General features: G+C 65.6%; 27 protein-coding genes. 15 read left to right on the forward strand and 12 right to left on the reverse strand.

Features of this window, described 5'->3' with window-relative positions; genetic code table 11:
* Position 1: 1 nt before the first annotated feature.
* Positions 2-712 (reverse strand): GNAT family N-acetyltransferase, encoded by a 711-nt coding sequence (locus tag C8N34_RS11660; protein ID WP_108129032.1) that lies wholly within the window; start codon positions 710-712, stop codon positions 2-4.
* Between the two features lie 11 nt (positions 713-723).
* On the reverse strand, positions 724-1,443 hold the full coding sequence (locus C8N34_RS11665; RefSeq protein WP_108128992.1) for a competence/damage-inducible protein A: 720 nt from the start codon (positions 1,441-1,443) through the stop codon (positions 724-726).
* 107 nt (positions 1,444-1,550) lie between these two features.
* On the opposite strand from C8N34_RS11665, the gene map reads away from it, so the two are divergent.
* Positions 1,551-2,360: a type I methionyl aminopeptidase gene (gene map, locus C8N34_RS11670; RefSeq protein WP_108128993.1), complete on the forward strand. Its 810-nt coding sequence runs from the start codon at positions 1,551-1,553 to the stop codon at positions 2,358-2,360.
* Between the two features lie 13 nt (positions 2,361-2,373).
* Here the strand turns inward: map and msrB are convergent, their stop codons facing one another.
* From msrB to C8N34_RS11690, 4 genes are all read right to left on the reverse strand, one after another.
* Positions 2,374-2,811, reverse strand: coding sequence for a peptide-methionine (R)-S-oxide reductase MsrB (gene msrB / locus C8N34_RS11675; RefSeq protein WP_108128994.1), 438 nt, complete (start codon positions 2,809-2,811; stop codon positions 2,374-2,376).
* Positions 2,812-2,947: 136 nt separating this feature from the next.
* Complete coding sequence (locus C8N34_RS11680; protein ID WP_054302478.1) at positions 2,948-3,322, reverse strand: hypothetical protein; 375 nt, start codon at positions 3,320-3,322, stop codon at positions 2,948-2,950.
* Positions 3,323-3,335: 13 nt separating this feature from the next.
* Entirely contained in the window at positions 3,336-4,109 is a 774-nt protein-coding gene (locus C8N34_RS11685) for a DUF6478 family protein (protein WP_054302479.1), read from the reverse strand.
* A gap of 133 nt (positions 4,110-4,242) precedes the next feature.
* Positions 4,243-4,878, reverse strand: coding sequence for a cation transport ATPase (locus C8N34_RS11690; protein ID WP_242013781.1), 636 nt, complete (start codon positions 4,876-4,878; stop codon positions 4,243-4,245).
* A 164-nt stretch (positions 4,879-5,042) separates the two neighbouring features.
* Between C8N34_RS11690 and accD the strand changes: the two genes are divergently transcribed.
* The 9 genes from accD to C8N34_RS11735 all read left to right on the forward strand — a co-directional run bounded on the left by accD (position 5,043) and on the right by C8N34_RS11735 (position 12,546).
* Positions 5,043-5,957 carry an acetyl-CoA carboxylase, carboxyltransferase subunit beta gene (gene accD / locus C8N34_RS11695; RefSeq protein WP_054302481.1) on the forward strand — a complete coding sequence of 305 codons (915 nt, stop codon included), beginning with the start codon at positions 5,043-5,045 and terminating at the stop codon, positions 5,955-5,957.
* A gap of 60 nt (positions 5,958-6,017) precedes the next feature.
* Complete coding sequence (locus tag C8N34_RS11700) at positions 6,018-7,295, forward strand: bifunctional folylpolyglutamate synthase/dihydrofolate synthase (protein ID WP_108128995.1); 1,278 nt, start codon at positions 6,018-6,020, stop codon at positions 7,293-7,295.
* On the forward strand, positions 7,295-7,735 hold the full coding sequence (locus tag C8N34_RS11705) for a hotdog fold thioesterase (protein ID WP_108128996.1): 441 nt from the start codon (positions 7,295-7,297) through the stop codon (positions 7,733-7,735). The genes C8N34_RS11700 and C8N34_RS11705 overlap by 1 nt, the downstream gene beginning before the upstream one ends.
* A 60-nt stretch (positions 7,736-7,795) precedes the next feature.
* The gene (locus tag C8N34_RS11710; RefSeq protein WP_108128997.1) at positions 7,796-8,722 is read left to right on the forward strand and encodes an AEC family transporter; all 927 of its coding nucleotides are present in this window, start codon (positions 7,796-7,798) and stop codon (positions 8,720-8,722) included.
* Positions 8,723-8,734: 12 nt separating this feature from the next.
* Positions 8,735-9,565: an S-formylglutathione hydrolase gene (gene fghA / locus C8N34_RS11715; RefSeq protein WP_108128998.1), complete on the forward strand. Its 831-nt coding sequence runs from the start codon at positions 8,735-8,737 to the stop codon at positions 9,563-9,565.
* Positions 9,558-10,004 carry a YaiI/YqxD family protein gene (locus C8N34_RS11720; protein WP_054302486.1) on the forward strand — a complete coding sequence of 149 codons (447 nt, stop codon included), beginning with the start codon at positions 9,558-9,560 and terminating at the stop codon, positions 10,002-10,004. Before fghA ends, C8N34_RS11720 begins: the two co-directional genes overlap by 8 nt.
* 69 nt (positions 10,005-10,073) lie before the next feature.
* Positions 10,074-11,012, forward strand: coding sequence for a DMT family transporter (locus C8N34_RS11725; RefSeq protein ID WP_054302487.1), 939 nt, complete (start codon positions 10,074-10,076; stop codon positions 11,010-11,012).
* Positions 11,009-11,635 (forward strand): HAD family hydrolase, encoded by a 627-nt coding sequence (locus C8N34_RS11730; protein ID WP_108128999.1) that lies wholly within the window; start codon positions 11,009-11,011, stop codon positions 11,633-11,635. The genes C8N34_RS11725 and C8N34_RS11730 overlap by 4 nt, the downstream gene beginning before the upstream one ends.
* Positions 11,632-12,546, forward strand: a complete 915-nt coding sequence (locus C8N34_RS11735; protein WP_108129000.1) for an ornithine cyclodeaminase family protein — start codon at positions 11,632-11,634, stop codon at positions 12,544-12,546. Before C8N34_RS11730 ends, C8N34_RS11735 begins: the two co-directional genes overlap by 4 nt.
* Positions 12,547-12,606: 60 nt before the next feature.
* Here the strand turns inward: C8N34_RS11735 and C8N34_RS11740 are convergent, their stop codons facing one another.
* Positions 12,607-13,035, reverse strand: a complete 429-nt coding sequence (locus tag C8N34_RS11740; protein WP_108129001.1) for a GNAT family N-acetyltransferase — start codon at positions 13,033-13,035, stop codon at positions 12,607-12,609.
* Positions 13,032-14,177 (reverse strand): succinyl-diaminopimelate desuccinylase, encoded by a 1,146-nt coding sequence (dapE, locus tag C8N34_RS11745; protein WP_108129002.1) that lies wholly within the window; start codon positions 14,175-14,177, stop codon positions 13,032-13,034. The genes C8N34_RS11740 and dapE overlap by 4 nt, the downstream gene beginning before the upstream one ends.
* A 289-nt stretch (positions 14,178-14,466) precedes the next feature.
* On the opposite strand from dapE, the gene C8N34_RS11750 reads away from it, so the two are divergent.
* From C8N34_RS11750 to C8N34_RS11770, 5 genes are all read left to right on the forward strand, one after another.
* Positions 14,467-16,050: a Hint domain-containing protein gene (locus C8N34_RS11750; RefSeq protein WP_054302492.1), complete on the forward strand. Its 1,584-nt coding sequence runs from the start codon at positions 14,467-14,469 to the stop codon at positions 16,048-16,050.
* Positions 16,047-17,084, forward strand: a complete 1,038-nt coding sequence (locus tag C8N34_RS11755; protein ID WP_108129003.1) for a Hint domain-containing protein — start codon at positions 16,047-16,049, stop codon at positions 17,082-17,084. Before C8N34_RS11750 ends, C8N34_RS11755 begins: the two co-directional genes overlap by 4 nt.
* Positions 17,085-17,165: 81 nt before the next feature.
* The gene (locus C8N34_RS11760) at positions 17,166-17,861 is read left to right on the forward strand and encodes a nitroreductase family protein (protein ID WP_108129034.1); all 696 of its coding nucleotides are present in this window, start codon (positions 17,166-17,168) and stop codon (positions 17,859-17,861) included.
* Positions 17,862-17,891: 30 nt separating this feature from the next.
* Positions 17,892-20,135 (forward strand): ribonuclease R, encoded by a 2,244-nt coding sequence (gene rnr / locus C8N34_RS11765; RefSeq protein ID WP_108129004.1) that lies wholly within the window; start codon positions 17,892-17,894, stop codon positions 20,133-20,135.
* Between the two features lie 227 nt (positions 20,136-20,362).
* Entirely contained in the window at positions 20,363-21,628 is a 1,266-nt protein-coding gene (locus C8N34_RS11770) for a lytic murein transglycosylase (protein WP_108129005.1), read from the forward strand.
* Between the two features lie 12 nt (positions 21,629-21,640).
* Here C8N34_RS11770 and C8N34_RS11775 read toward each other — a convergent pair whose 3' ends face one another.
* The 4 genes from C8N34_RS11775 to C8N34_RS11790 all read right to left on the reverse strand — a co-directional run bounded on the left by C8N34_RS11775 (position 21,641) and on the right by C8N34_RS11790 (position 25,363).
* The gene (locus C8N34_RS11775; protein WP_054302495.1) at positions 21,641-21,838 is read right to left on the reverse strand and encodes a hypothetical protein; all 198 of its coding nucleotides are present in this window, start codon (positions 21,836-21,838) and stop codon (positions 21,641-21,643) included.
* Between the two features lie 124 nt (positions 21,839-21,962).
* A complete protein-coding gene (locus tag C8N34_RS11780; RefSeq protein WP_054302496.1) occupies positions 21,963-23,177 on the reverse strand; it encodes a phenylacetate--CoA ligase family protein in 1,215 nt (404 codons plus the stop codon).
* Between the two features lie 14 nt (positions 23,178-23,191).
* Positions 23,192-24,019, reverse strand: coding sequence for an ABC transporter ATP-binding protein (locus tag C8N34_RS11785; protein WP_054302497.1), 828 nt, complete (start codon positions 24,017-24,019; stop codon positions 23,192-23,194).
* A 54-nt stretch (positions 24,020-24,073) separates the two neighbouring features.
* A complete protein-coding gene (locus C8N34_RS11790) occupies positions 24,074-25,363 on the reverse strand; it encodes an ABC transporter substrate-binding protein (protein ID WP_054302498.1) in 1,290 nt (429 codons plus the stop codon).
* Between the last annotated feature and the right edge of the window lie 23 nt (positions 25,364-25,386).

Below are 25,386 nucleotides of genomic sequence, written 5' to 3' on the forward strand. Positions count from 1 at the left end.
GTCAATCCCTCAGCCGGTAGTGATAGCGCCCGGCCTCGACCATACCCAACCGCGCGTAAAGCGCGCGCGCCGGGGCATTGGCCTCGGTCACCACCACGGCGAAGGTGGTAGCCCCCTGCATCACCGCCCAGCCCGCCGCAGCCCGCATCATCACCGCCGCCGCACCGCGCCGACGCATCGTCACCGGCACTTCCAGCGCATGCAGCATCGCAACCGGGCCAGACACCGCGACAAAGGCGGCACCGGCAGGCGTGTCATCGGTCCGACCAAGGATCGCCACTTTCGGCCCCGATACCCGATCCATCACCGCCAGGCGGGCCGGGCCAATGCCCCCGGCCGCCCAGATATCGGCGGCAATCGCAAGCGGCGGCCAGTGCAGGAAAGCCGCCATGCCGCTGACCGGCTGCGCCAGATCCTCGGCAGGGGCGGCATAGGCCACCACAGGGTCATTGATCCGGTAGCCCCGTGCGTCCAGCGCCGCATCCAGCGCGGCATCGCCTGCGCGGATCAGGAAGAGGTGCTTCTGCCCCAGCGCGGTCATCGCGGTTTCGGCCTGAAGCAGATCGGCTTCGGTCCAGGCCCCCTCCGCCGTGGTTGCCGACACCCTCTGACCACCACCCTGCCCGTCGCGCAGCCGCCACGGACCCTCAACGAAGCTGCGGGCGGGCGGCCATGTCGTCTCCATCACCCCGGCGAGCCCTTCCGGTGTCAGAAGCCCGCCCATCACGAGAACAACGCGCAAAGCTTGGTCATCGCCGCATCCAGCTGCGCCGGGTCGGTGCCCCGGATGACCAGATTGGTGCCATGCGCACCGTTCTGGATGAACGGATAAGACCCCATCGAGAGGTCGGGGAATTCAGCCGCCAGCGCGGCGAAAGGCCCCGCGATCTCGCCCTCGCCACGATTGACGCGCAGCGACTGGCTCAGCAGCGGCTCCCCCCCGGTCAGTTTGGGCAGCACACTTGCCACCATGGCCTGAAAGATGTTGGGAACGCCCGCCATCACATGCACATTGCCCAGCGTGAAGCCGGGCGCTGTGCTGACCGGATTGTCGATCAGGGTTGCCGTATCCGGTATGCGCGCCATGCGCTGCCGGGCCGTGTTGAACTCCAGCCCCGCGCGGTCGTAATGCGCCTGCAACAGCGCCATCGCATCGGCGCGATGGCTGATACCCAGACCGAAGGCCGCCGCCACCGCATCGGCGGTGATATCGTCATGCGTCGGCCCGATGCCGCCGCTGGTAAACAGATGATCCCAGCGCCCGCGCAGATCATTCACCGCCTCGACGATGGCCGCATGGTCATCGGCCACCACGCGCGCCTCCATCAGCCGGATTCCGCGCTGCGTCAGTTCCCCCGCAAGATAATGCGTATTGCTGTCGCGCGTGCGCCCCGACAAAATCTCGTCGCCGATCACCAGCATCGCGGCTGTGGGGTTGGTCATGACGGTCTCCTTGACGATCCGCGCCGCGCCTGCCTGAACACGCCCGGCTCTGGCCTTTTGCTGCCCGAGGCTTTATCTAGACGCAAGCCTTAAGGAAAGGATACCCCGTGAAAGAGACTCGCGGCCGCGTGACCAAGGATGGCATCCGCATCTATGACCCGGCCGATTTCGCCGGGATGCGCGCCGCCGGGCAGGTGGCGGCCGAGATCCTCGACGCGGTAATCCCGCTGGTGAAACCGGGCGCGACAACGGGCGATCTGGATGAGTTCATCACCGCCGAGGTTGAACGGCGCGGCGTGATTTCGGCCACCATTGGCTACAAGGGCTATCGCCATGCCTCGTGCATCAGCGTCAACCATGTGGTCTGCCACGGCATCCCCGGCAACAAGGTGCTGGCGGATGGCGACATCCTGAATATCGACGTCACTGTCATCGTGGATGGCTGGTATGGCGATACCAGCCGCATGTTCGTGGCAGGCAATCTGGGCCGTAAGGCGGAGCGGCTGATCGAGGTCACGCACGAAGGTTTGATGCGCGGCATCGCGGCGGTAAAACCCGGCAATACCTTCGGCGACATCGGCAACGCGATCCAGACCTATGTCGAGGCAAGCCGCATGTCGGTGGTGCGCGATTTCTGCGGCCACGGCCTTGGCCGGGTGTTCCACGCCCCACCGAACGTGCTGCACTACGGCCGCGCGGGCAGCGGTGCGGTGCTGGAGGAAGGCATGTTCTTCACCATAGAACCGATGGTGAACCTCGGCCGCCCCGAAACCAAGGTGCTGGCCGACGACTGGACCGCGGTCACCCGCGACAAGTCACTTTCGGCGCAATACGAGCATTCAGTGGGTGTGACGGCAGAGGGCTGCGAGATCTTCACCCTGTCCCCCGCCGGCAAATTCTTCCGCACCTGGGCGTGAAGCGACCCGGGGGTTACACCCGGTCGAGCCAGTCGCCATAGCCTTCCTCTTCCATCCGGTCCTTCGGGATGAAGCGCAGGCTGGCGGAATTGATGCAGTAGCGCAGCCCGCCCATTTCATGCGGACCATCTGGAAAGACATGGCCCAGATGGCTGTCGCCATGGGTTGAACGCACCTCGGTGCGGATCATGCCATGTGTTGTGTCGCGCAGTTCCACCATATGCGCCTCGTCGATGGGACGGGCAAAGGCAGGCCAGCCACAACCGCTGTTGTATTTGTCAGCCGAAGAAAACAGCGGTTCGCCCGATACGATATCGACATAGATGCCAGGCTCGAAATGATGGTCATAGGCGCCGGTGAACGGACGCTCGGTGCCATTTTCCTGCGTGACGCGATATTGTTCGGGGGTCAGCCGGGCGACGGCCTCGGCGGTCTTGGCAAAGCGGGACATGCGGCCTCCTGATCCTGTCGGGGATGAATCTGGTCACCCCGGCCGGAAAGTCCAGAGCCCGCAAATTTCTTTGAAGAAATTTGCAAAAGTTTTCAGAAAAACTTTTGCCCGCGCCCGGCAGACGCGGTGGCGTGCCTCAGCCCGTGGTTTCCAGGCAGTGCCGCCGGAAAGCGCGTTTCAGCATGTCGAGTTCGGCGCGCAGCAGGTCAACTTCGGCCCGCAGGTCATCCTCCATCGCCACCCCGGTGATGATGGTGAAATGGCCCAGCTTGTCGCCCGTGATGGCATCGCGGAACAGGAAAGTCTGCACGCCCTCGGTCAGCACCGAAGCGGGGATGGGCAGGCGCACCGCATAATGGCCGGGCTGACCGGGCACTTCGGTCACGCTCAGCCCCGGCAGTTTCTGCTCCAGATGCAGCACTTCCAGCGCGGGCGCGCCGCCCTCGGCCGTCAGCAGCCCCTCCCAGACCCCGGCCCGGACTTTCGTCTTTGTCAGCTTGGCCTCTGCCATGGCAGGCGTCCTTTCAAATATCCGCGCGGGGCCGCCGTGACAGCGTCACGTCGCGCAGGATGATCTGGTTCATCTCCGGGCCTTCGAAGATCAGGTCGATCCACATTTTCTCGACGCGTTTCTCGCTCATCTTCGTATAGGCGAGGTCGAATTCGACCATGACCTCTTCTTCGGCAAGCGGAAGTTCGCGCACGATCTGTTCGACGTTCGGGCCATGCCGCACGTTGAGACGGGCAAAGATTTCCAGCGGCTTCTCCATCTCGACGATCACGTCAAGCCGGATCAGATGGCGCAGGCGCAAGCCCTGCACCGACTCGGGCGGCAGGTCGAGCACCAGCGACAGGAACGAGCCGTCAAAGCGGAACACATCCATCCGCAGCCCGAAGGGGGCAAGATCGGCCTCGCGGGTATTGCGCACCTGCCGCACGGTCAGTTCCGAGCGGCGGCAATCGTGGAACAGCGTCGCCCCCTCGCAAACCGGCTGTTTGGAAGGGACAGAGGAAAAGCCCGGCACCGGAATTTCGCCCTTCCACAGGTCAGGACGCCAGACCCAGTCGGACCCCATGGGTTTGCGCAAGGCGTTGGAGCCGATCACCGGCAGGGCGAGCCGGTGTTCCGCAACATGGATCACACGGTCCAGCTGGCGGCGCGCGGCGCGGGCACGGCCCCGCAGGTCGCGCAGCTCTTCCAGCCCCATCTGGGTGGCGCGATCCGCCCATCCCGCCCAACGCCGTTCGAACCGGCGCTGGATCAGTCGGTCGAGAAGATTGTCGAGTTTGTTGCCCATGTCACCGTTGATGATGCGCCGGACGGTCCGCACCGCCGGTTAAACCGTTTCATGCCAAGAAACGATTCGTTTATCACCCTAAATAATTAAGAACGCCACCCCAAGCCGCCGGAATTTCGCGCCTTTTCGTCCCTCAGCCTGCCGGCTTGCCCGCAGGATTGGCACGCTGCACCGCCCTGACGAAAGCTTCCAGCAGGGCCCGGCCTTCAGCGCGGTCCAATCCGCCCTGTCCGGCGACCCCGGTGACCGACAGGCTGACCAGCCGTCCCCGCAGCGTCAGGATGGCGCGCCAGCTTTCCGGTTGCATCGTGGCCCCCCTGGCACCGCGATCCTCGAACCGCAGAAGGAAGGCACCGGGAATACCCAGCGCCTGATGCACGGTCACGTCCCCGGCCCGTCCGCGACGGCTCAGCGCCGCCCGACCGCGATCAGACCGGAAAAACGCTGCGAATTCCCGCCCGCCCGAGGCAACATCCAGCCCCGCAGCAGATCCTGCCGCCCCGACGCTGGCGGTCAGAACCGCCGGGTCCTGCGTCGCGTCCCCGGCACAGCGGCCCAGCAGCAGCACCGCGCTGTCGGCACGCTCCACCACCGAGGCCGGTTCGATGCAGTAGCCGGTCGGTGCCGCCACCGCGACTTTCGCGGCGGTCACGACGCGCTGCCGGTAGTCCCCCGCAGGCCCGGTTGCGGGCATGACGCAGCCCGCAAGCAACAGCGCGGCGGCAGCGAGCAGGGCGGGAAGGCGAAAGGGGCGCGAAACAGCGGTCAAGGCACAGCTCTCCGGAAAACCGGAACGTCATACTGCGCGCGCCACAGCCGGGCAAGCGGGAGCGCCACGACCACCCGCCCCGTCGGCAAGACAGCGCGCGCGATTGCAATTCCGCCCCTCGCGGCTTATTTCGGAACGCGACCGAGAAAGAGGGGCCTGCCCGTATGAACTGGATCAGCAACTACGTCCGCCCGAAGATCAACTCGCTGTTCTCGCGCCGCGAGGTACCCGAGAACCTGTGGACGAAATGCCCCGAATGCGGGACGATGCTGTTTCACCGCGAATTGGCGGAGAACCTGAACGTCTGCACCCATTGCGATCATCATATGGCGATCACGCCGCGCGCGCGCTTCAGCGCGATGTTCGACGGCGGCATCTTCGTCGAGGTGAAAGTACCTGAGCCGGTCGCAGATCCGCTGCATTTCCGCGACCAGAAGAAATATCCCGAACGCATGAAGGCCGCGCAGAAAGCCACCGGCGAAAAGGATGCCATGCTGGTGGCCGAGGGCGAGATGCTGCGCACCCCGGTTGTTGCCGTGGCACAGGATTTTTCCTTCATGGGCGGCTCGATGGGCATGTATGTCGGCAATGCCATCGTGGCAGCGGCTGAACGTGCCGTGGCGCTGAAGCGGCCGCTGATCCTGTTTTCCGCCGCCGGTGGCGCCCGGATGCAGGAAGGTATCCTGTCGCTGATGCAGATGCCGCGTTCGACCGTGGCGGTGCAGATGCTGAAGGAAGCGGGCCTGCCCTATATCGTGGTGCTGACCCATCCGACGACCGGCGGCGTGACGGCCTCTTACGCGATGCTGGGCGATGTGCAGATCGCCGAGCCGAATGCGCTGATCTGCTTCGCCGGGCCGCGCGTCATTGAACAGACCATCCGCGAAAAGCTGCCCGAGGGGTTCCAGCGCGCGGAATATCTGCTGGATCACGGCATGCTGGACCGGGTGACCCACCGCAAGAAACTGCGGGAGGAACTGGTCACCATCCTGCGCATGCTGACCGGGCAAACACCCGCCGTGCATGGCGACCTGCCCCCGGCGCAGCCTGTGGAACAGCCCGCCCCTGCGCAGGGCTGAGCTTTCGCGGGCCAGAACTGGCCCGCCCTCCCCCTTCAACATTCCGCCTTCGAGGCCGCGATGACCGATACCAGCCGCTCCGACGCGATTCTGGCGCGTATGATGGAGTTCCACCCCAAGATCATCGACCTCACGCTTGACCGGGTGCACCGGCTTCTGGCGGCCTTGGGGCATCCCGAACGGGCACTGCCGCCGGTGATCCATCTGGCCGGGACCAATGGCAAGGGTTCGACCCAGGCGATGATCCGCGCCGGGCTGGAGGCCGACAGCAAGCTTGTCCACGCCTATACCTCGCCGCATCTGGCGTGGTTCCATGAACGTATCCGGCTGGCGGGCGAACTGATTTCCGAAGAGGCGCTGGCCACGCTGCTGGATGAATGCGTCGCGGCGAATGGCGGCGAGGAGATCACGTTTTTCGAAATCACCACCTGCGCCGCGCTGCTGGCGTTTTCCCGCACCCCAGCGGATTACACGCTGCTGGAAGTGGGGCTTGGCGGGCGGCTGGATGCGACGAATGTGGTGGATCGCCCGGCGCTGACGGTGCTGACGCCCATTTCCATCGACCATCAGCAATATCTGGGCGAAACCCTGCCCGAGATTGCTGGGGAAAAGGCCGGTATCCTCAAACGCGGCGTGCCCTGCGTGGTCGGCCCGCAGGAAGATGCGGCGCTGGACGTGATCGAGACGCGCGCCGCCCGGCTGGGGGCGCCGCTTCTGGTACATGGCCAGCACTGGCATGTGACCACCGAACGCGGGCGGCTGGTGTTTCAGGATGAAACCGGGTTGCTGGACCTGCCGCTGCCCAACCTGCCCGGCCCGCATCAGATCCAGAATGCCGGGGCGGCGCTGGCCGCGCTGCGCCATCTGGGCGCGTCGGAGACCGCCTGCGAGGCGGCAGTGACCCGCGCCTTCTGGCCCGCCCGGATGCAGCGTCTGCGTCAGGGTCCGCTGGTCGATCTGGCGCCGGGGGTGGAGCTGTGGCTTGACGGCGGCCACAACCCGGCGGGGGGCGAGGCCATTGCCGCGACGCTGGCCGCCATGTCTGCGCGTCCGACCTTCGCCATCTGCGGTATGCTGAACACCAAGGATATCGGCGGTTACCTGCGCCCGCTGGCACCGCATCTGGCAGAACTGCATGCCGTATCGATTCCGGGCGAGAAGAATACGCTGCCTGCCGAAGTGACGGCCGAAGCCGCGCGCAAGGCGGGCATCGTGGCCGCAGAGGCCGAAAGCGTGGGCGCTGCGCTGGCCGGAATCGCCGACCGCAACCCGCAGGCACGGGTGCTGATCTGTGGCTCGCTTTACCTTGCGGGCACCGTTTTGAAAGAGAATGGCTGATGGAGCCGCAGGCGCTTGCCGAAGCCTGCGCCGCAACCATGTGGGCGGGGGACGAAGCCAACCGGACCCTTGCCACACGGCTGGCCGAGGTGGCGCCGGGCCGGGCTGTGATGTGCCTCGATCTGGGGCCGCAGCATCTGAACAGCCATGGCATCTGCCATGGCGGGTTCATCTTCGCGCTGGCCGACAGCGCCTTTGCCTATGCCGCCAACAGCCATAACGTGCCGATGGTGGCACAGGTGAACCAGATCACCTTCGTCAGCCCGGCGCGTGGCGGCGAGACGCTGACCGCCACGGCGACCGAGCTGTCACGCAGCGGTCGCAGCGCGATTTATGACATCATGGTCACCGGCGGCGACGGGCGGCTGGTGGCGACCCTGCGCGCCAATGGCCACAGCCTGCCCGGCCAGCATATTCCCGACGCGCAGACGCAAGGCTGAACCCGCCTTGCATCCGCCCGCGCGGCGTGAAAGCTTGGGCCAACGCTCGGACCCCGGAACATGCTGCCGATACTTGTGAAAACCCTGCCCTTCTTCGCCCTGATCGCGGTGGGGTATCTGGCTGGCCGGAAACGGTTTTTCCCGCCCGAAGGCGTGGCCTGGCTGACCAAATTCGTGTTCTACTTCGCGTTGTCGGCCATGTTGTTCCGCTTTGCCGCGAACCTGAGCCTTGCGGAAATCTTCGACCTGCCCTTCGTGCTGGCCTATCTTTCGGCCTCGCTGCTGCTTTATGCGGCGGTCATGGCCATCGCCATGGCACGCGGTCGCGGGGTCGAGGAAGCGGCGATGGAGGCGCAATGCGCGCAATCGGGCAATACCGGCTTTCTGGGCGTGCCCATGCTGGTCGTGCTGCTGGGCGCGCAGGCGGCCGGGCCGGTGCTGATGGTGCTGACGGTGGATATGGTGGTGTTTTCGTCCCTCATCACACTGATCATCACCGCCGCGCGCGGCGGGCGACCGGGGTTGCAGACGCTGCTCATGCTGGCAATGGGCTGGCTGAAGAACCCGATGGTGGTGTCGATCGTGCTGGGGCTGATCTGGTCCGGAGCGGCGCTGCCGGTGCCCGGCCCGGTGAACGAGTTTCTGGGCATCCTCGGCGGTGCCGCCACCCCCGGCGCGCTGTTCGCCATCGGCGCCTCGCTGGCCGGGCGCGGGGCGGAACGGCTGGGCGTGGCGATCTGGCTGTCCTTCGCCAAGCTGGTGCTGCATCCGGCGCTGGTGGCGCTGGCGGCCTTCGTGATCTTCCCGGTCGATCCGTCGGCGGCGGGCGTCATGGTGGCGGCGGCGAGCCTTCCGGTCGCGGGCAATGTCTATATCCTAGCGCAACATTACGGCGTGGCCCCGCAACGGGTGTCCACTGCCATTCTTGTATCCACGGCGGCCAGCATCCTGACCGTCACAATGATCATCGCCTGGATCACGGGCTAAGGAGGACCGACGATGAAAACCGTTTCCGAAAACCGCGCCTATGGCGGCGTGCAGGGCGTCTACAGCCATGGCTCCACCGCCTGCGGCTGCGACATGACCTTCGGCCTGTTCCTGCCGGAAGAGGCCGAACGCGGCCCTGTGCCGGTGATCTGGTATCTCTCGGGCCTGACCTGCACGCATGAGAATGCGATGGTGAAGGCGGGTGCGCAGAAATGGGCGGCCGAAGCGGGCGTTGCGCTGGTCTTCCCCGACACCTCGCCGCGCGGCGCCGATGTGCCGAATGACGAGGCCTATGATCTGGGTCAGGGTGCAGGCTTCTACGTCAATGCGACGGAAAAGCCGTGGTCCACCCATTTCCGCATGTGGGATTATGTGACGGAAGAACTGCCCGAGCTGATCTTCAAGGCCTTCCCCGTAGCCGAGGAGCGGCAGGCGATCACCGGGCATTCGATGGGTGGCCATGGTGCCCTGACGATCGGCATGAGCTTTCCGGGCCGGTTCCGCTCCGTCTCGGCCTTCGCGCCCATCGCCAACCCTTCGGGCAGCGACTGGGGCCGCAAGCAGTTCACAGCCTATCTGGGCGCGGACGAGGCGAAATGGGCGCCGCATGACGCGACGCTGCTGATGCGCAAGCGCGGCTTCGACGGCCCGATCCTGATCGACCAGGGCTCGGCCGACCAGTTCCTTGACCTGCTGAAACCCGAGGCGCTGGCCGAGGCAATGGCGGCGCGGCGGCAGGGGGGAATCTTCCGCATGCAGAAGGGCTATGACCACAGCTACTTCTTCGTCTCCAGCTTCATCGAGGATCACATCGGCTTCCACGCCGCGGCGCTGTATGACTGAGCGCCGCATCCTCATCGACGCGGATGCCTGCCCGGTGAAGGCCGAGGCGGAAACGGTGGCGACGCGCCACCGCATCCGCATGGTGCTGGTGTCGAACGGCGGCATCCGGCCCTCGGCCAATCCGCTGGTGGAAAGCGTCTTCGTCGCCGAAGGCCCGGACGAGGCTGACAAATGGATCGCCGCCACCGCCGGACCCGGCGATGTGGTGGTGACGGGCGACATCCCGCTGGCGGCGAAATGCGTGGCAGCAGGCGCGGCGGTGCTGAAACCCAACGGCGAGGCACTGACCACCGCGAACATCGGCATGGCGCTGGCCACGCGCGACCTGATGTCCGACCTGCGCAGCGCCGATCCCTTTCGCCAGGGCGGCGGGCGGCCTTTCGCCAGGGCGGACCGCTCGCGCTTCCTCGATGCGCTGGAACGCGCACTGCGGCGGTGACGCGAATGTTCCGTCCCGCCGTCGCGGGCGGAACAGACGGAACGCGCGGCACACGGCTAGGCTTTGGCCATGATTTCGCAGGCTTCCCCCCGCACCACCCTGTTGGGCATCCTTTGCGCCATCGGCGGCGCCTCGGTCCTGTCGATCAACGATGTGGCGATCAAGGCGCTGTCGGGCGGCTATCCGCTGCATCAGGTGATCCTGACCCGGTCGGCCATCAGCATGGCCTTCATCCTGACCTTCATCGGCCTGACCGGCAGCTTCCGGCAATTGCGCACCCGCCGCCCGCGCGGGCATCTTCTGCGCGTCAGTTTTGTCATGCTGTCGAACATCACCTATTTCCTTGGTCTCGCCGCACTGCCGCTGGCCGATGCGGTGGCCATCGCCTTCATCAGCCCGCTGGTGGTAACCCTGCTGTCGGTCGTGGTGCTGCACGAACATGTCGGCCCGCGCCGGTGGGCCGCAGTGGCGGCGGGTCTGGTCGGTGTGCTGATCATGATGCGCCCCGGCGCGGGCGCACTGCATCCGGCGGCGGTGCTGGTGTTCATTTCGGCCTTCACCTATGCCTCGACCCATATGATGACGCGGCGCCTGCGCGATACTGAAAGCGCGGCGACGCTGAACTTCTATGTCCAGTGCGGTTTCATTGTGGTCAGTACCTGCATGGGCCTGATCGTGGGCGACGGCCATCTGGCGGGCGGCGGCAATGCCTCGCTGGAGTTCCTGTTCCGCCCCTGGGTCTGGCCGCCCCCGCAGGACTGGCCGGTGTTTCTGGCGACCGGCCTTGCCGTCGGCATCGGCGGGCTGATGGTCAGCCAGGCTTACCGGCTGTGCGAGGCGGCGCTGATCGCGCCCTTCGAATATGTCGCCATGCCGTTGGCGATTGTCTGGGGCGTGACCGTTTTCGGCCAGTGGCCCGATGCAACCGCTTGGGCCGGGATCGCCCTCATCTGCGGCGCCGGGCTTTATACGCTGTGGCGTGAAACCGTGAACAGGAGACGCACATGACCGCACCGCAGGCCGTGATCTTCGACATCGGAAATGTGCTGCTGGAATGGAACCCCGAACGGTTCTACGACTGGCAGATCGGCCGCGCCCAACGTGAGGCGCTGTTCGCCGAGGTCGACCTGCATGCCATGAATGAAGCCATCGACGCGGGTGCGCCCTTCCGCGATACGATCTACGATCTGGCTGACCGCACCCCCGACTGGGCCGATGAAATCCGCATGTGGCATGACAACTGGCTCGACATGGCCTCCCCGCGCATTGACGGGTCCGTCACGCTGCTGCGGGCATTGCGGTCGCGAGGTGTCGCGGTATTCGCGCTGACGAATTTCGGCATCGGCAGCTTCGATTACGCGAAAACCCGCTATGATTTCCTGTCGGAATTCGACCGGGCCTATGTTTCGGGCCATTTGGGGGTGACGAAACCCGACCCGCGCATCTATGAACGGGTAGAGGCCGATTGCGGCCTGCCGCCCGGAGCGCTGCTGTTCACCGACGACCGGGAGGCGAATATCGCCGTCGCCCTGCAACGCGGCTGGCGCTGCCACCTGTTCGAGCGCTGGCAGGGCTGGGCGCGGCGGCTGGTGACGGAAGGATTGCTGAACGAGAAGGAGGCAGGATTGTGACAGTGGAGATCATCGGGCGCGAGGCGGAAGCCGAACTGGACTGGCTGACGCTCTGCGACGCGATCGAGGCAGGCCACGGACTGCCGCGCGCCGAAATCGCCGATGCCCTTCTCTATCGCGGCAAGGATACACTGCTCAATCGCGCCGCATGGATCGACGGGCTGGGTCAGCTGGTGAAATGCGCGACCGTATTTCCGGGCAACGGTGCCCTTGGCAAACCCAGCGTCAATGGCTCGGTCACGCTTTATGCCGATACGACGGGCGAGCTGGAGGCGGTGGTCGACTTCCATCTGGTCACCAAGTTCAAGACGGCGGGCGACAGTCTGGTGTCTGCGCGGCGACTGGCCAGACCCGAATCGCGCGAGATTCTGATTGTCGGCGCGGGCACTGTGGCGCGGTCGATGGTTGAGGCCTATCGGGCCGGCTTCCCCGATGCACGGTTTCACATCTGGAACCGCAGCCCGGGCGGGGCCAATGCGCTGGCGAGGGAAACCGGCGCAGAGGTGGCCACCGATCTGGCGGCGGCGGTGTCGGCGGCTGACATCATCGGCACCTGCACCATGAGCACCGAGCCGGTGGTGAAAGGCGAATGGCTGCGCCCCGGTCAGCATCTGGACCTGATCGGCGCCTATCGCCCCGACATGCGCGAGGTTGATGACGAGGCCCTGAGCCGCGCGCAACTGTTCGTGGATTCCCGCGCGACGACAATCCATCATATCGGCGAGCTGAAAGACCCGATTGCACGCGGCGTCATTTCGGAAGCGGACATCCAGGCCGATTTCTACGACATCCCGCAGGGGCTTTACCGCTGCCGTTCCGCCGAAGAGATCACCATTGCCAAGAATGGCGGCGGCGCGCATCTGGATCTGATGACAGCGGCCTATATCCTCGCCGCCTGGCGCGGTCGGTGAGGCCGGGGGTTTTGCACCCCCGGCCCCCCGCAGGATATTTATGCCTGGGTGAATGGCGCTTCAGCGCGACAGCGGCAGCGTCATGTCGCGGTGCGGAATGCCCGCATCATCATAGGCCGGGCCTTCGGCAGTGAAGCCGAGCTTTTCGTAGAAGCCCAGCGCGGGCACCTGCGCGCTGAGACAGACCTTGTTGAAGGATGGATCGGCCGTGAAATGCCCGATGCCCGCGCGGATCAGCGCCGCGCCAAGGCCGGTGCCGCGCGCCTCGGGCAGCACGCAGACCCGGCCGATCTTGCCGGTTGCGCCCTTGCGCAGCAGGCGGGCGGTTCCGACTGGCCGGGCATTGATTGTAGCCAGCAGGTGAATCGCCTGATCGTCGAGGTCGTCCAGTTCATCCGCCTCGGCGATGCCCTGTTCCTCGATAAACACTTTGCGTCGCAGAGCGACACAAGTGGCAATATCGGTGGTTTCCACGATGACCGGGGTCACGCGAAATACTCCCGCAGGATGCGGCTGTAGATCGTCTTGAGCTGTTCGATCTGCGCCACTTCGACCCGTTCATCGACCTGATGCATGGTCTTGCCGACAAGACCGAATTCCACCACCGGGCAATGATCCTTGACGAAACGCGCGTCCGATGTGCCGCCCGAGGTGGAAAGCTCGGGCCGGCGGCCGGTTTCGGCTTCCACCGCGCGCGCGATCAGATCCGACAGCGGGCCGGGCGGCGTCAGGAAACTTTCGCCCGAGATCTGCACCCGCATCGCGATGCGGACGCCGGTTTCCGCCTCGACTACGCGGGCCTGGCTGGCGAGCCAGTCCGTGAGGCTCGCGCCCGAATGGGCATCGTTGAATCGGATGTTCACCGTGGCATGGCCGCGCGCCGGGATCACGTTGGTGGCCGGGTTGCCGCAGTCGATGGTGGTGATCGCCAGCGTCGAGGCGTCAAAATGCGCGGTGCCTTCGTCCAGCGGCTTTTCCTCCAGCCGCGCGAGCAGTTTCACCAGCGCCGACATCGGGTTCTTCGCCCGGTGCGGATAGGCGCTGTGGCCCTGCACGCCCTCCGCGGTGAACCAGCAGGTCATCGAACCGCGGCGGCCGATTTTCATCATCTCGCCCATCTCGTTGGGGCAGGTGGGCTCGCCCACGAGGCAATGCGTCATCCGTTCGCCATTGGCGGCCATCCAGTCCAGCAGCGCGGTGGTGCCATCCTCGGCATCGCCTTCCTCGTCGCCGGTAATGGCCAGGATCACCGCGCCGTCCGGCGGTGTTTCGCGCACGAAATCCAGTGCGGCGGCGGCAAAGGCCGCAACGCCCGATTTCATGTCGGTGGCGCCCCGGCCCCAGAGGATGCCGTCGATGATCTCCCCTCCGAAGGGATCATGCGTCCAGGCGGTGGCATCGCCCACCGGCACCACATCGGTATGACCGTTGAAGCCGAAGCTGCGGTTGGCACCTTTCGTGCCCCAGCGCGCGAAAAGGTTGGCAATGCCGCCGCGATCCACACGCGTGCAGGTAAATCCCCCTTCGGTCAGCATCCGCTCCAGCAGGGTCAGGGCCCCTCCCTCGGCCGGAGTGACCGAATTGCAGCGGATGAGGTCGGCAGTCAGGCGGACGGGATCGACGGGCTTCATGGCGGCCTCCTTGTTCTGGCCCTCAGGGATAAGGTGCCGGAGCGGCTGCCGCAAGCCCGCCACCGCAGCCCCCACCACTGTGGCCGGGGCGCCACCGGACAGCGCGGACCGTGGGAATGTGGCAACAATAGGGATGACATGGGGCATAATGCGGACATATCGTTCTCGTCAGATGCGGATACATGCCGCAGTAACCGACAGGGTGGATCAACCGCCCGGCCCCGAGCAGACCGGCAGATGACGGAGAAAACTCCGCAGCCGGGGGGACCTGAAAAGGTGAGACAGGCACATGGCGACCGGCGCCGAACTGACATACCAGACCAACGCCTCGGCGTTGCAGATGGCCAATGCGATTTTCGGCGATGGCGTGACCGTCACCGGGGCAAGCTATACCGGGCCAAATGCGTCTTCCGCGATCTATTCCAACGGGCATCTTTCACCCGGTGTCGTGCCCTCGGCAAGCGGGGTCATCCTGTCAACCGGCAATGTGACGAGCTTCACCCAGAGCTCGGGCGATCCCAACCGCAGCGCCAGCACCTCGACCAATACCTCGGGTGTCGATAACAACAGCCTGTTCAACGCCATCGCTGGTGCCCGCACCTATGATGCGGCCTGGCTGGATGTCGATTTCATCCCGACCGGCAACATGATGACGATGAAATTCGTCTTCGCCTCGGAGGAATACCCGGAATACGTCAATTCACAGTTCAACGATGTCGTGGGCGTCTGGGTAAACGGCACCCATGTGCCGGTCTCGGTCGGCAACGGCAAGACCGCCGTGAACAACATCAACCTGAACACCCAGCCCAACCTGACCATTTCCAACACGAATGACGCCTACAACACCGAGATGGACGGCTTCACCATCACCCTGTCGCTGGACATGAAGGTGATCGCGGGGCAGGTCAATTCCATCCGCATCGGCATCGCGGATACCTCGGATGCGAACTATGACAGCAACCTGCTGATTGCGGGCGATTCCGTGCAGACCGCGCTGGTCGCGGTGGATGACAGCATCACCATGGGCCCTGATGGCACCCGCACGCTGAATGCCCTGGCCAATGACCGTGGTCCCGGTAACAGCCAGCTTGTCATTACACAGATCAACGGCATCAACGTGGTCGCGGGACAGACCGTGACCCTTGCCAGCGGCCAGCAGATCACGCTGAACGCAGATGGCACCTTCACCATCGTCGGCAACGGCCAGACCGGAAGTTCGTCCTTCACCTACACGCTCGCCAACGGCAACGGAAAGGGCGTGACGGATGTGGGGATCGTCACCATCAACTCCGTGCCCTGCTTCGTGGCAGGCACCCGCATCCGCACGCCGGACGGGGACGTGCCGGTGGAACAGCTGGAACCCGGCGACCTGGTTCTGACGATGGATGACGGACCGCAGCCGCTGCGCTGGATCGGCAGCCGTCGTGTGGCCGCCAGCGGCGCTTTCGCACCCATCCGTATCAAGGCGGGCACCTTCGGGGCGCATGGCACGCTCTTCGTCTCGCCCCAGCACCGGGTTTTGCTGCGCGACCGGCTGGCCGAACTGCTGTTCGGAGAGGCAGAGGTTCTGGTCGCCGCGAAAGAGCTGGTGAACGGCCGCAGCATCACGGTGCAGCCGGGGGGCGAAGTGGAATATGTGCATCTGATGTTCGACAGGCACCAGCTTGTCTGGTCGGAAGGTCTGGTGACAGAAAGCTTCCTGCCGGGGCCACAGGCCGCCGAAATCCTTGACCGTCCGGTTCTGGACGAGATCCGGGCCCTGTTTCCCGAACTCGACCCCGAGACCTGGCTGGGCTACGGCCCCGCCGCCCGCCCCACCCTGCGCGGCTTCGAGGCGCAGGTTCTGCTGACCGACGCCCGGCGCGCCGCATGAACACAGCGCCGCGCCCGGGGGGATGGACCGCGCTGTCTCAGCACGACCCGACCCGTCCGGGCGCAGGCGCGGGCCGCAAGGGGCTGATGGAGCGCGGGGCGCTGGTTCTTGAACTGGCCGTGCCGCTGCGCAAGGCACAGGTTCTGCTGGATTACCATGCCGAGGCCGATGGCTGGGAACGGGCGTTTTCTATCCTGCACGATCCCGAAAGCGGCCTGACCATCCGCCATCGGCAGGGCAAGGCCGTTGCGCTGCACCGGCTCTGTGGCCCCCTGCCCGCCGAACCGGGCATCGCGCAGGTCATCCTGACCTTCGACGCCCCTGCCCGCCACTGGAAGCTGAGCTACTGCCGACCGGGCAGCGGCACCTTCCTCGCGGCGACCGGCGAGGCCCCCCTTCCACTGCCGCTGGACGATCTGGACCGGATGTGTGCGCTATCCCCTCTGGTGCGCCGGCACGAGGCGGTGCTGTGGTTCGGTGCCACCTCCCAGGCTACACCGCCCTGCGCCTCGGGCTGGGTCCATCCGCAAAGCCGGATTGCGACACCCTCTGGCTTTCGGCAGGCGGGCAGCCTTGGACCGGGCGACACCGTGTTACTGCACGACGGATCGGCGCGCGGCCTGCGCTCGGTACGGCATCTTGATCTGCCGGGGCGGGGCAGCCATACGCCGGTGCGGCTGCGCGCACCCTATTTCGTGGCCGGTCACGATCTGCTGGTCAGTGCCGATCTTCCCGTTCTGCTGACCGGCGGGGATATCGAGGATGTTTACGGGGAACCGGCCCTGCTGGTTGCCGCCCAGCACCTGACCGACGGTTTCGCCGCGATCTTCGATACAGGGCATATGGTGGTGCGGACCGTATCGCTGGATGTAGGCCCCCCGGCGGTTGTGCAGGGCGATGGCATGGCGTTCCTTTCCGCCAGTCATACCGCCGGGCAGAATGGCCCGCCCCCGCTGCGCCAGCTGCGCGGGTTCGAGGCGATGGCGCTGCTGGCCGCGCTGAACCGCGGCAACACGGGCTGGCGCGCGGCCTGAGCCGCGCCAGGCATAGCGCTTGCCATTCGCGGCCCGGAATGCTCCCCTCGCCCTGCGGCAACACCCGCGATGGGAGGCATCATGTATAAATCCGGCGAAGTGGCTTACCAGCCGCTGCCCCTGCCCGACCGCGTTCAGAAACCCGATGATCAGGCGCTGGCCGATGCTCAGGCGTTTCTGGATTACATGCGCAAGCGTCATTCGGTCCGCGATTATGCCACCCGCCCGGTGCCGGAGGAGGTCATTGCAGCCTGTATCGCAGCGGCGGGCACCGCGCCTTCGGGCGCCAATCACCAGCCCTGGCATTTCGTCGCCATCGCCGATCCGGCGATGAAGGCCCGTGTCCGCGCCGCGGCCGAGGAGGAGGAAGCCGCCTTCTACGCCGGTGGCGCGGGCGACGAATGGCTGGCCGCGCGGGAACCCATCGGCACCGGCACCACGAAACCGCATCTGACCGATGCGCCCTGGCTGATCGTGGTCTTTGCCCAGCGGTATGGGGTGACCGAAGACGGGCAGCGCTACAAGAATTACTACGTCCCCGAAAGCGTCGGCATCGCCACCGGCCTGCTGATCACCGCCTTGCATCACGCCGGGCTGGTCTGTCTGGAACATACGCCCAACCCGATGAAATTCCTCAACGAGTTGTGCGGGCGGCCCGATCACGAAAAGGCCGTGATGATCCTGCCCGTCGGCTGGCCCGCCGATCACGCCACCGTGCCGGAGGTCGCCAAGCGGAAGAAGCCTCTGGCCGAGATCCTGTCAGTGTTTCGCGGATGACGCCGCAGCGCCAGCGTGCTACGCAGGCGCATGGACCAGTTGCCCAGCAAAGACCAGATCCGTCAGTGGATCACCGACAACCCCGGCCTCGCCTCGAAACGCGACATCGCGAAGGCGTTCAGCATCAAGGGTGGCCCCGCCCGCATCGAATTGAAGCGCCTGCTGAAAGAGATGGAGCAGGAAGGTGGCATCCAGAAGCGTAAGCGCCAGTTCCGCGAGGCGGGCACCTTGCCGCCGGTATCCATCCTGCGCCTGTTGCCGCCCGATGCGGCGGGCGACCTGTTTGCCCGGCCGAATGAATGGGAAGGCGAGGACGCGCCGCTGATCCATGTCATCGCCCGCACCGGCGACCCGGCGCTGGGTCAGGGCGACCGCATTCTGGCCCGGCTGGAAAAGGTGGAGGGCGAGGCCCACGCCTATGAAGCGCGGCTGATCCGCAAGCTGGGCACCTCGGCCATCCGCGTTCTGGGCATCTTCCGCCGCGGCCACGAAGGCGGGCGCATCCTGCCCATCGACAAGGGCGCCGACAAGGAATGGCGTGTGCCCCCCGGCCTGACACTGGAGGCCGAGGATGGCGAACTGGTCGAGGCCGAACGGGCCGGACCGAAGCGCATGGGCCTGCCCAGCGCCCGCATCGTCGCCCGGCTGGGCGACCCTTCCGGGCCGAAGGCAGTCAGCCTTATCGCCATTCACCAGCACGGCATCCCCGATCAGTTCCCCGAGGCGGTGCTGGCCGAGGCCGACCGCGCCGGACCCATGACGCTGGACGCGCGCGAGGATCTGCGCCACCTCGACCTCGTGACCATCGACCCGGTGGATGCCCGCGACCGCGATGACGCGGTGCTGGCCATCCCCGACCCCGATCCCGGCAATGCCGGAGGGTTCCACCTCTGGGTCGCCATCGCCGATGTGGCGCATTACGTCACGCCCGGTTCCGCGCTGGACCGCGAGGCCCGCAAGCGCGGCAATTCCACCTATTTCCCCGACCGCGTGGTGCCGATGCTGCCCGATGTGCTGTCGGGCGACCTGTGCTCGCTGCACGAAGGCGTTGACCGGCCCTGCATGGCCGTCTGCATCACCATCGACGCGCAGGGCAGCAAGCGCGGCCATCGCTTTACCCGCGGCCTGATGCGTTCGCGCGGGTCACTGCATTACGGGCAGGTGCAGGCCGCGATCGACGGCGCGGTGGAACCGAAGCTGGAACCGCTGATGGACAGCGTGATCCGCCCGCTATACGCCGCCTATGCCGCGCTGAAACACGCCCGTGCCGTGCGGCAGCCGCTGGAACTGGACCTGCCGGAACGCAAGATCATCCTCTCGGACGAGGGCAAGGTGCTGTCAGTCGCCTTCCGCGAACGGTTCGACGCGCATAAGCTCATCGAAGAGGCAATGGTGCTGGCCAATGTCTGCGCCGCCGAAGAGCTGATCCGGCTGAAACGCCCGCTGCTGTTCCGCATCCACGAGGAACCGAGCCAGGAGAAGCTGGATGCCCTGCGCGAAGTGGCTGAGGCTTCGGGATTCACGCTGGCCAAGGGGCAGGTGTTGAAGACCGCGCATCTGAACCGGCTGCTGGCGCAGGCGGAAGGCACCGATCAGGACGAGCTTATCAACATCACCACATTGCGGTCGATGACCCAAGCCTATTACAGCCCGCAGAACTTTGGCCATTTCGGGCTGGCCTTGCGCAATTACGCGCATTTCACCTCGCCCATCCGGCGCTATTCCGACCTGATCGTGCATCGGGCGCTGATCGACGGGCATGGCTGGGGCGCGGATGGCCTCAGCGCCTGGGACGTCGAGAACCTTGACGAGACCGCCAAGCTGATCTCGGATTCCGAGCGCCGGTCGATGGCTGCCGAACGCGACACCATCGACCGCTATCTTGCCTCTTACCTCTCGGACCGCGTGGGACAGACCTTCACCGGGCGGGTTTCCGGCGTGCAGAAATTCGGGCTTTTCGTGAAGCTGGATGAAACCGGCGCCGATGGTCTTGTGCCGATCCGTGAGGTCGGACGCGAGTTCTTCTTCTTTGATGCCGACAGCCAGACCCTGACCGGCGCCGATACCGGCCTGACCATCGGCCCCGGCGCGCGCGTGACAGTGAGGCTGGCCGAGGCCGTGCCGGTGACCGGCGGGCTGCTTCTGGAACTAATCGAGATCGACGGCGGCGCCCTGCCCGCCCCGAAACGCGGCAAGGCCGGGCATGGCCGCGGACCGCGCAAACCCGCCCGCGCGGCCATCGCCAAACGCAAGGTGGTGCGCAAGCGGCGCTGAAGCAGGGGGCTGTCTGCCCCCTCGCCCCTTCGGGGCTCACCCCCGAGGATATTTGGACCAAGATGAACTTCACGCCTTCATCTTGGCCCAAATATCCTCGGGGGGAGTCTCCGCAGGAGACGGGGGGCGGAAAGCCCCCCTTCTCTCATCGCCGCCTTTCCCAGACGCAGGGTTCCCGCTACACTGGGGAGCGAGCAGACGCGAACAACCCGAAAAGGGGCCAGACCATGCGCTTTTCCAGAACCCTCATGACCCTTGCCCTGACCACTGCCCTGTCGGCATGCATCGGCGGCGGCGGCTCGGTCTCGCAATCAGGGAGCAGCCCCACGGTGATCAAATATGGCCGCGACCAGAACCCCGACCCGGCCAAGGTGGCGGGGCTGGAGCAGTGGATTGCAGCCTTCCGTCCGCGCGCGCTGGCTTCGGGCGTGTCGGCTGGCACCTATGACGCGGCCTTCCGCGAGGTGATCTATAACCCCGAGGTGATCCGGCGGTCGAACAACCAGGCCGAGTTCACGAAATCGCTGTGGGAATATCTGGAAACCGCCGTTTCCGACAAGCGCGTGGCCAATGGCCGCGCGATGCTGGCCCGGCATGCGGGTGTGCTGAACCAGATCGAGGCAACCTATGGCGTCGACAAGGAAGTCGTGGTTGCCGTCTGGGGCATGGAAAGCAGCTATGGCGAGAAGCGGGGCGATCTGCCGCTGATCGAGGCGCTGGCTACACTGTCCTATGAGGGGCGGCGGGCCGAGTTCTTTCAGGGTCAACTCATTGCTGCGCTGAAGATCCTTCAGGCCGGTGATACCGATGCGCGGCATATGCTGGGCAGCTGGGCCGGTGCCATGGGGCATACGCAGTTCATCCCGACCTCGTACCTTGCCTTCGCGGTGGATTTCACCGGCGACGGCAAGCGCGACATCTGGTCGGACGATCCGACCGACGCGCTGGCCTCGACCGCCGCCTATCTGGCGAAATCGGGGTGGCAGCGCGGGCAGCCCTGGGGGATGGAAGTCACCCTGCCGCCGGGCTTTGGCGCGGCGGTGTCCGGCAAGTCGGCCAAGCGGTCAGGGGCGGACTGGCGCGCCATGGGCATCACCCGCGCCGACGGGCGCCCGGTGCCCGACGGTCAGGCGGCGCTGCTGCTGCCCGCCGGGGTGAAGGGCGCGGCCTTCCTGATCTACCGCAACTTCCACGCCATCGAGCGTTACAATCAGGCGGATGCCTATGTCATCGCGGTCGGCCACCTGTCTGACCGGCTGAAAGGTGGTCCGGGGCTGAAAACCCCCTGGCCCGCGGGCGACAGCACCCTGCGCATGGCCGAACGGATGGAATTGCAGGAACGGCTGACCGCCATGGGCTTCGATACAGGCGGCGCAGACGGCAATGTCGGACAAAAGACCATTGCCGCCGTCAAGGCCTTCCAGACCGCGCGGGGGCTGGTGCCCGACGGCTATCCCGACCGTGAGGTTCTGGAACTGCTGCGGCGGCGCTGAGCCGCCGCCCCTTCAGGCGCGCAGTGGCAGGTTATCGGCGCGCGCCAGTTTCAGCCAGGCCACCATGCCCGAGAAGAAACCGATGGCGGCCAGAATGGCGGCCACGGTGATCTGGCCGCTGTCTTCGACCCCGGCGGAAAGCGCCAGATAGCCGAAGGCCCAGAAACCCGACCAGCTGATCACGCAGATCAGGGCAACAAGCTTGTTCATATGGTTCCTCCCAAAACCACGCGCGCGCGGGCAGGATGGGACAGATTGTCGCGGGCTGCCAGCAAAAAACACGCCGCGCTGCGGCATTTCGCCCCAGCGCGGCCAGTCGGAGGTCGTGTTGCGATCAGCCGTAGCTGCGGCGGTCCTCGATCACCTTGCCGTCATTGGGCAGGCTGCCCGGCGCCACGATTTCCACACGGCCTTTCAGCTTCAGCACATCGACGATGCTTTGTTCGTAGAGCCCGGGATTCGCGGCGCGACTTTCGACCTGCACGGTCATTGCATCCATCTCGCCCTCGCGGGTGGCGATGACACGGGCGCGGGCAACTTCTTCGTGACGGGCCACGAATTCGGCCACCTGTTCAGGGCGGACAAACATGCCCTTGATCTTGGTGGTCTGGTCAGCCCGGCCCATCCAGCCGCGAATGCGCAGATTGGTGCGGCCGCAGGGCGAGACGCCCGGCATCAGCGCCGAAAGATCGCCGGTGGCGAAGCGGACAAGCGGATAATCGCGGTTCAGCGTGGTCACCACCACCTCGCCCACCTCGCCCATCGGCACCGGATCGCCCGTACCGGGGCGGACGATCTCCACGATCACGCCCTCGTCAAGGATCATGCCCTCCATCGCCTCGGATTCGTAGGCGATATTGCCCAGATCGGCGGTGGCGTAGCATTGCAGGCACAGGATACCCCGGTCGGCATATTCCTTGCGCAGTGAATGAAACAGCGCGCCGCCGCCCACCGCCGCGCGGGTGATCGCCAGCCGCTCGCCCATTTCATCGGCGCGGTCGAGGATGACCTTCAGGTAATCCGGCGTGCCCGCATAGGCGGTCGTACCGATGTCCACAGCAGCCCGCACCTGCAAGTCGGTCTGGCCGGTGCCTGCGGGCAGCACGGCGGCCCCGACGGCACGGGCCCCCGATTCAAAGATCATCCCCGCGGGCGTCAGGTGATAGCCAAAGCAGTTCTGCACGATGTCGCCCCTGCCTACGCCGCAGGCATGCAGGAAACGGCCCATGCGCCACCAGTCGGCGGTGGTCCGGCCAATTTCATAGATCGGACCGGGCGACTGGAACACATGCTCGAAGGCACCGCCTGCGGGCAGGAAGCCCCCCATCGGCGGGCGGGCTTTCTGCGCGCCGGAAAGATCGGCCTTGCGGATCACCGGCAGGCGGGACAGCGCCTCCAGCCCCGTGATCTGCGCCGGATCGACGTCAGCGAGGCTTTCGGCCATCGCAGGGGCGGTTTTCGCATGGGCGATCAGGGCAGGCAGATCACGGGCCAGATCGGCGGCGCGCTGGTCGGCGGAACGGGTTTCCAATGTGTCGAAATAGGTCATTTGCGCCTCCCCCCTCACGACAGCCACCGCTTGCGGCGGCGATAGCTGCGCACGTCGCGGAAGGATTTGCGGCCCTTGTCCGACATGCCGAGGTAGAATTCCTTCACATCCGGGTTCTCGCGCAGTTCCTGCGCGCTGCCTTCCATCACCACCCGGCCACTTTCGAGGATATAGCCGGTATGGGCATAACGCAGGGCGACGTTGGTGTTCTGTTCAGCCAGTAGGAAGGTCACGCCCTCGCCCTCGTTCACCGCTTTCACGATCTCGAAGATCTGCTCCACCAGTTGCGGGGCCAGACCCATCGAGGGCTCATCCAGCAGGATCGTCTCAGGCCTCGACATCAGCGCACGGCCCATGGCGACCATCTGTTGCTCGCCGCCCGAGGTATAGCCCGCCTGTGACTTGCGGCGTTCCTTCAGGCGGGGGAAGTAATTGTAGACCATCTCAAGGTCGGCGCTGATCGCGCCCGCACCATCCGTCCGCGTATAGGCGCCGGTCAGCAGGTTTTCCTCGACCGTCAGGTGTTCAAAACAGTGGCGGCCTTCCATCACCTGAATGACACCGCGCTTCACCAGTTCGGCCGGGTTCAGATCCTGCACGCGGTCGCCGCGATAAAGGATCTGGCCCTTGGTCACCTCGCCGCGTTCGGAATGCAGCAGGTTCGACACCGCCTTGAGCGTCGTGGTCTTGCCCGCGCCATTGCCGCCCAGAAGCGCGGTGATACCGCCCTTGGGCACCGAAAGGCTGACCCCTTTCAGCACGAGGATGACGTGGTTGTAGATCACCTCGATATTGTTGACCTCCAGCAGGGTCTCGGCTTGGGTCGGGGTGGCGTCCAGCATGGCTTGGCTCCGGCAGGGAAAGGGGGGCCCCGGCGCGCGGGGCCCCCGGTCACATCAGTTGCAGCGTTCGGCGATGTTGTTCTCGGCCGCGAAAGCCGCCGAATCCTCGGCCACCAGCGGGTCAAGCACATCGTGATCCGGCTCGATGAAGCCGGTGATCAGGCTCCATTTCTTCGCCGCCGCATCCCATTGCTGGATCATAGCGCCACCGGCACCGCCGTGATCGGCACAAGTCGCCTTGAACGCCTGACCAAAGCCCTTCAGGCCCAGCTCTTCCAGACGCGCATCGGTGATTTCCAGCGCCTCGAACCCGTCACGCACCTGCGCCGCGTTCACCTTCGGCGTCCCTGCAAGTTCCTGCGCCTTGCGGATCGCCTCGGAAATCACGACCGCCGCATACATGCCGCGCGAATAGATCACCGAGCCGGCGGAATCGCCCGCGCCGCTGCCCTTGCCCGCATCGAAGACGTATTTCTTCAGGTCGGCATAGACCGGATAGTCGCCGCCAACACCGTTGAAGGTCAGCGCCTTGTAGCCATTGGCGCCGTCGCCAGCCGGAAGCACGTCATTTTCCGAACCCGACCACCAGATGCCAATGAACTTGTCCATCGGGAAGCGGATGTTGGCGGCTTCCTGCACGGCGACCGAGTTCATCACGCCCCAGCCCCAGAACAGCACATAGTCGGGCTTGTCGCGGCGCACTTGCAGCCACTGGCTTTTCTGTTCCTGGCCAGGGCTGTCGATCGGCAGTTCGCTCAGCGTGAAGCCATGCTTCTTGGCCAGTTCCTGAAGCGTGCGGATCGGCTCCTTGCCGTAGGCCGAGTTGTGGTAAAGCAGTGCGATCTTCTTGCCTTCAAGGCTGCCGCCGTTTTCATCCAGCAGGTATTTGATCGCCACGCTGGCGCCATCCCAGTAGTTCGCCGGGTAGTTGAATACCCATTCAAACACCTTGCCGTTGGCGGCCGAGGTGCGGCCATAGCCGGGGGTGTAAAGCGTGATGCCATCGGCCGAGACCTTGGGGATCAGCTGATAGGTGATCCCGGTGGACAGCGGATTGTAGACCAGCGCGCCCTGACCCTTGGTGGCCTCGTAGCACTCCACACCCTTTTCGGTGTTATAGGCAGTCTCGCATTCCGGCACCTGCACCTTCTCGCCGCCGATACCACCGTCCCGCTCGTTCAGCAGGGTGAAGTAGTCGTTGAAGCCGTCGGCATAGGGGATGCCGCCCGCGGCGAAGGGGCCGGTGCGGTAGCTGAGGTTCGGCACCACCAGATCGGCCAGCGCCGGGGCTGCCGTGGTGGCCGCTATGGCCGCCGCCGCCAGCATGGTAAAGGTCTTCTTCATTCGTATTCCTCCCGGTTTGTTAT

It is taken from the genome of Gemmobacter caeni (genome assembly GCF_003054195.1).
GTDB lineage: Bacteria > Pseudomonadota > Alphaproteobacteria > Rhodobacterales > Rhodobacteraceae > Gemmobacter > Gemmobacter caeni.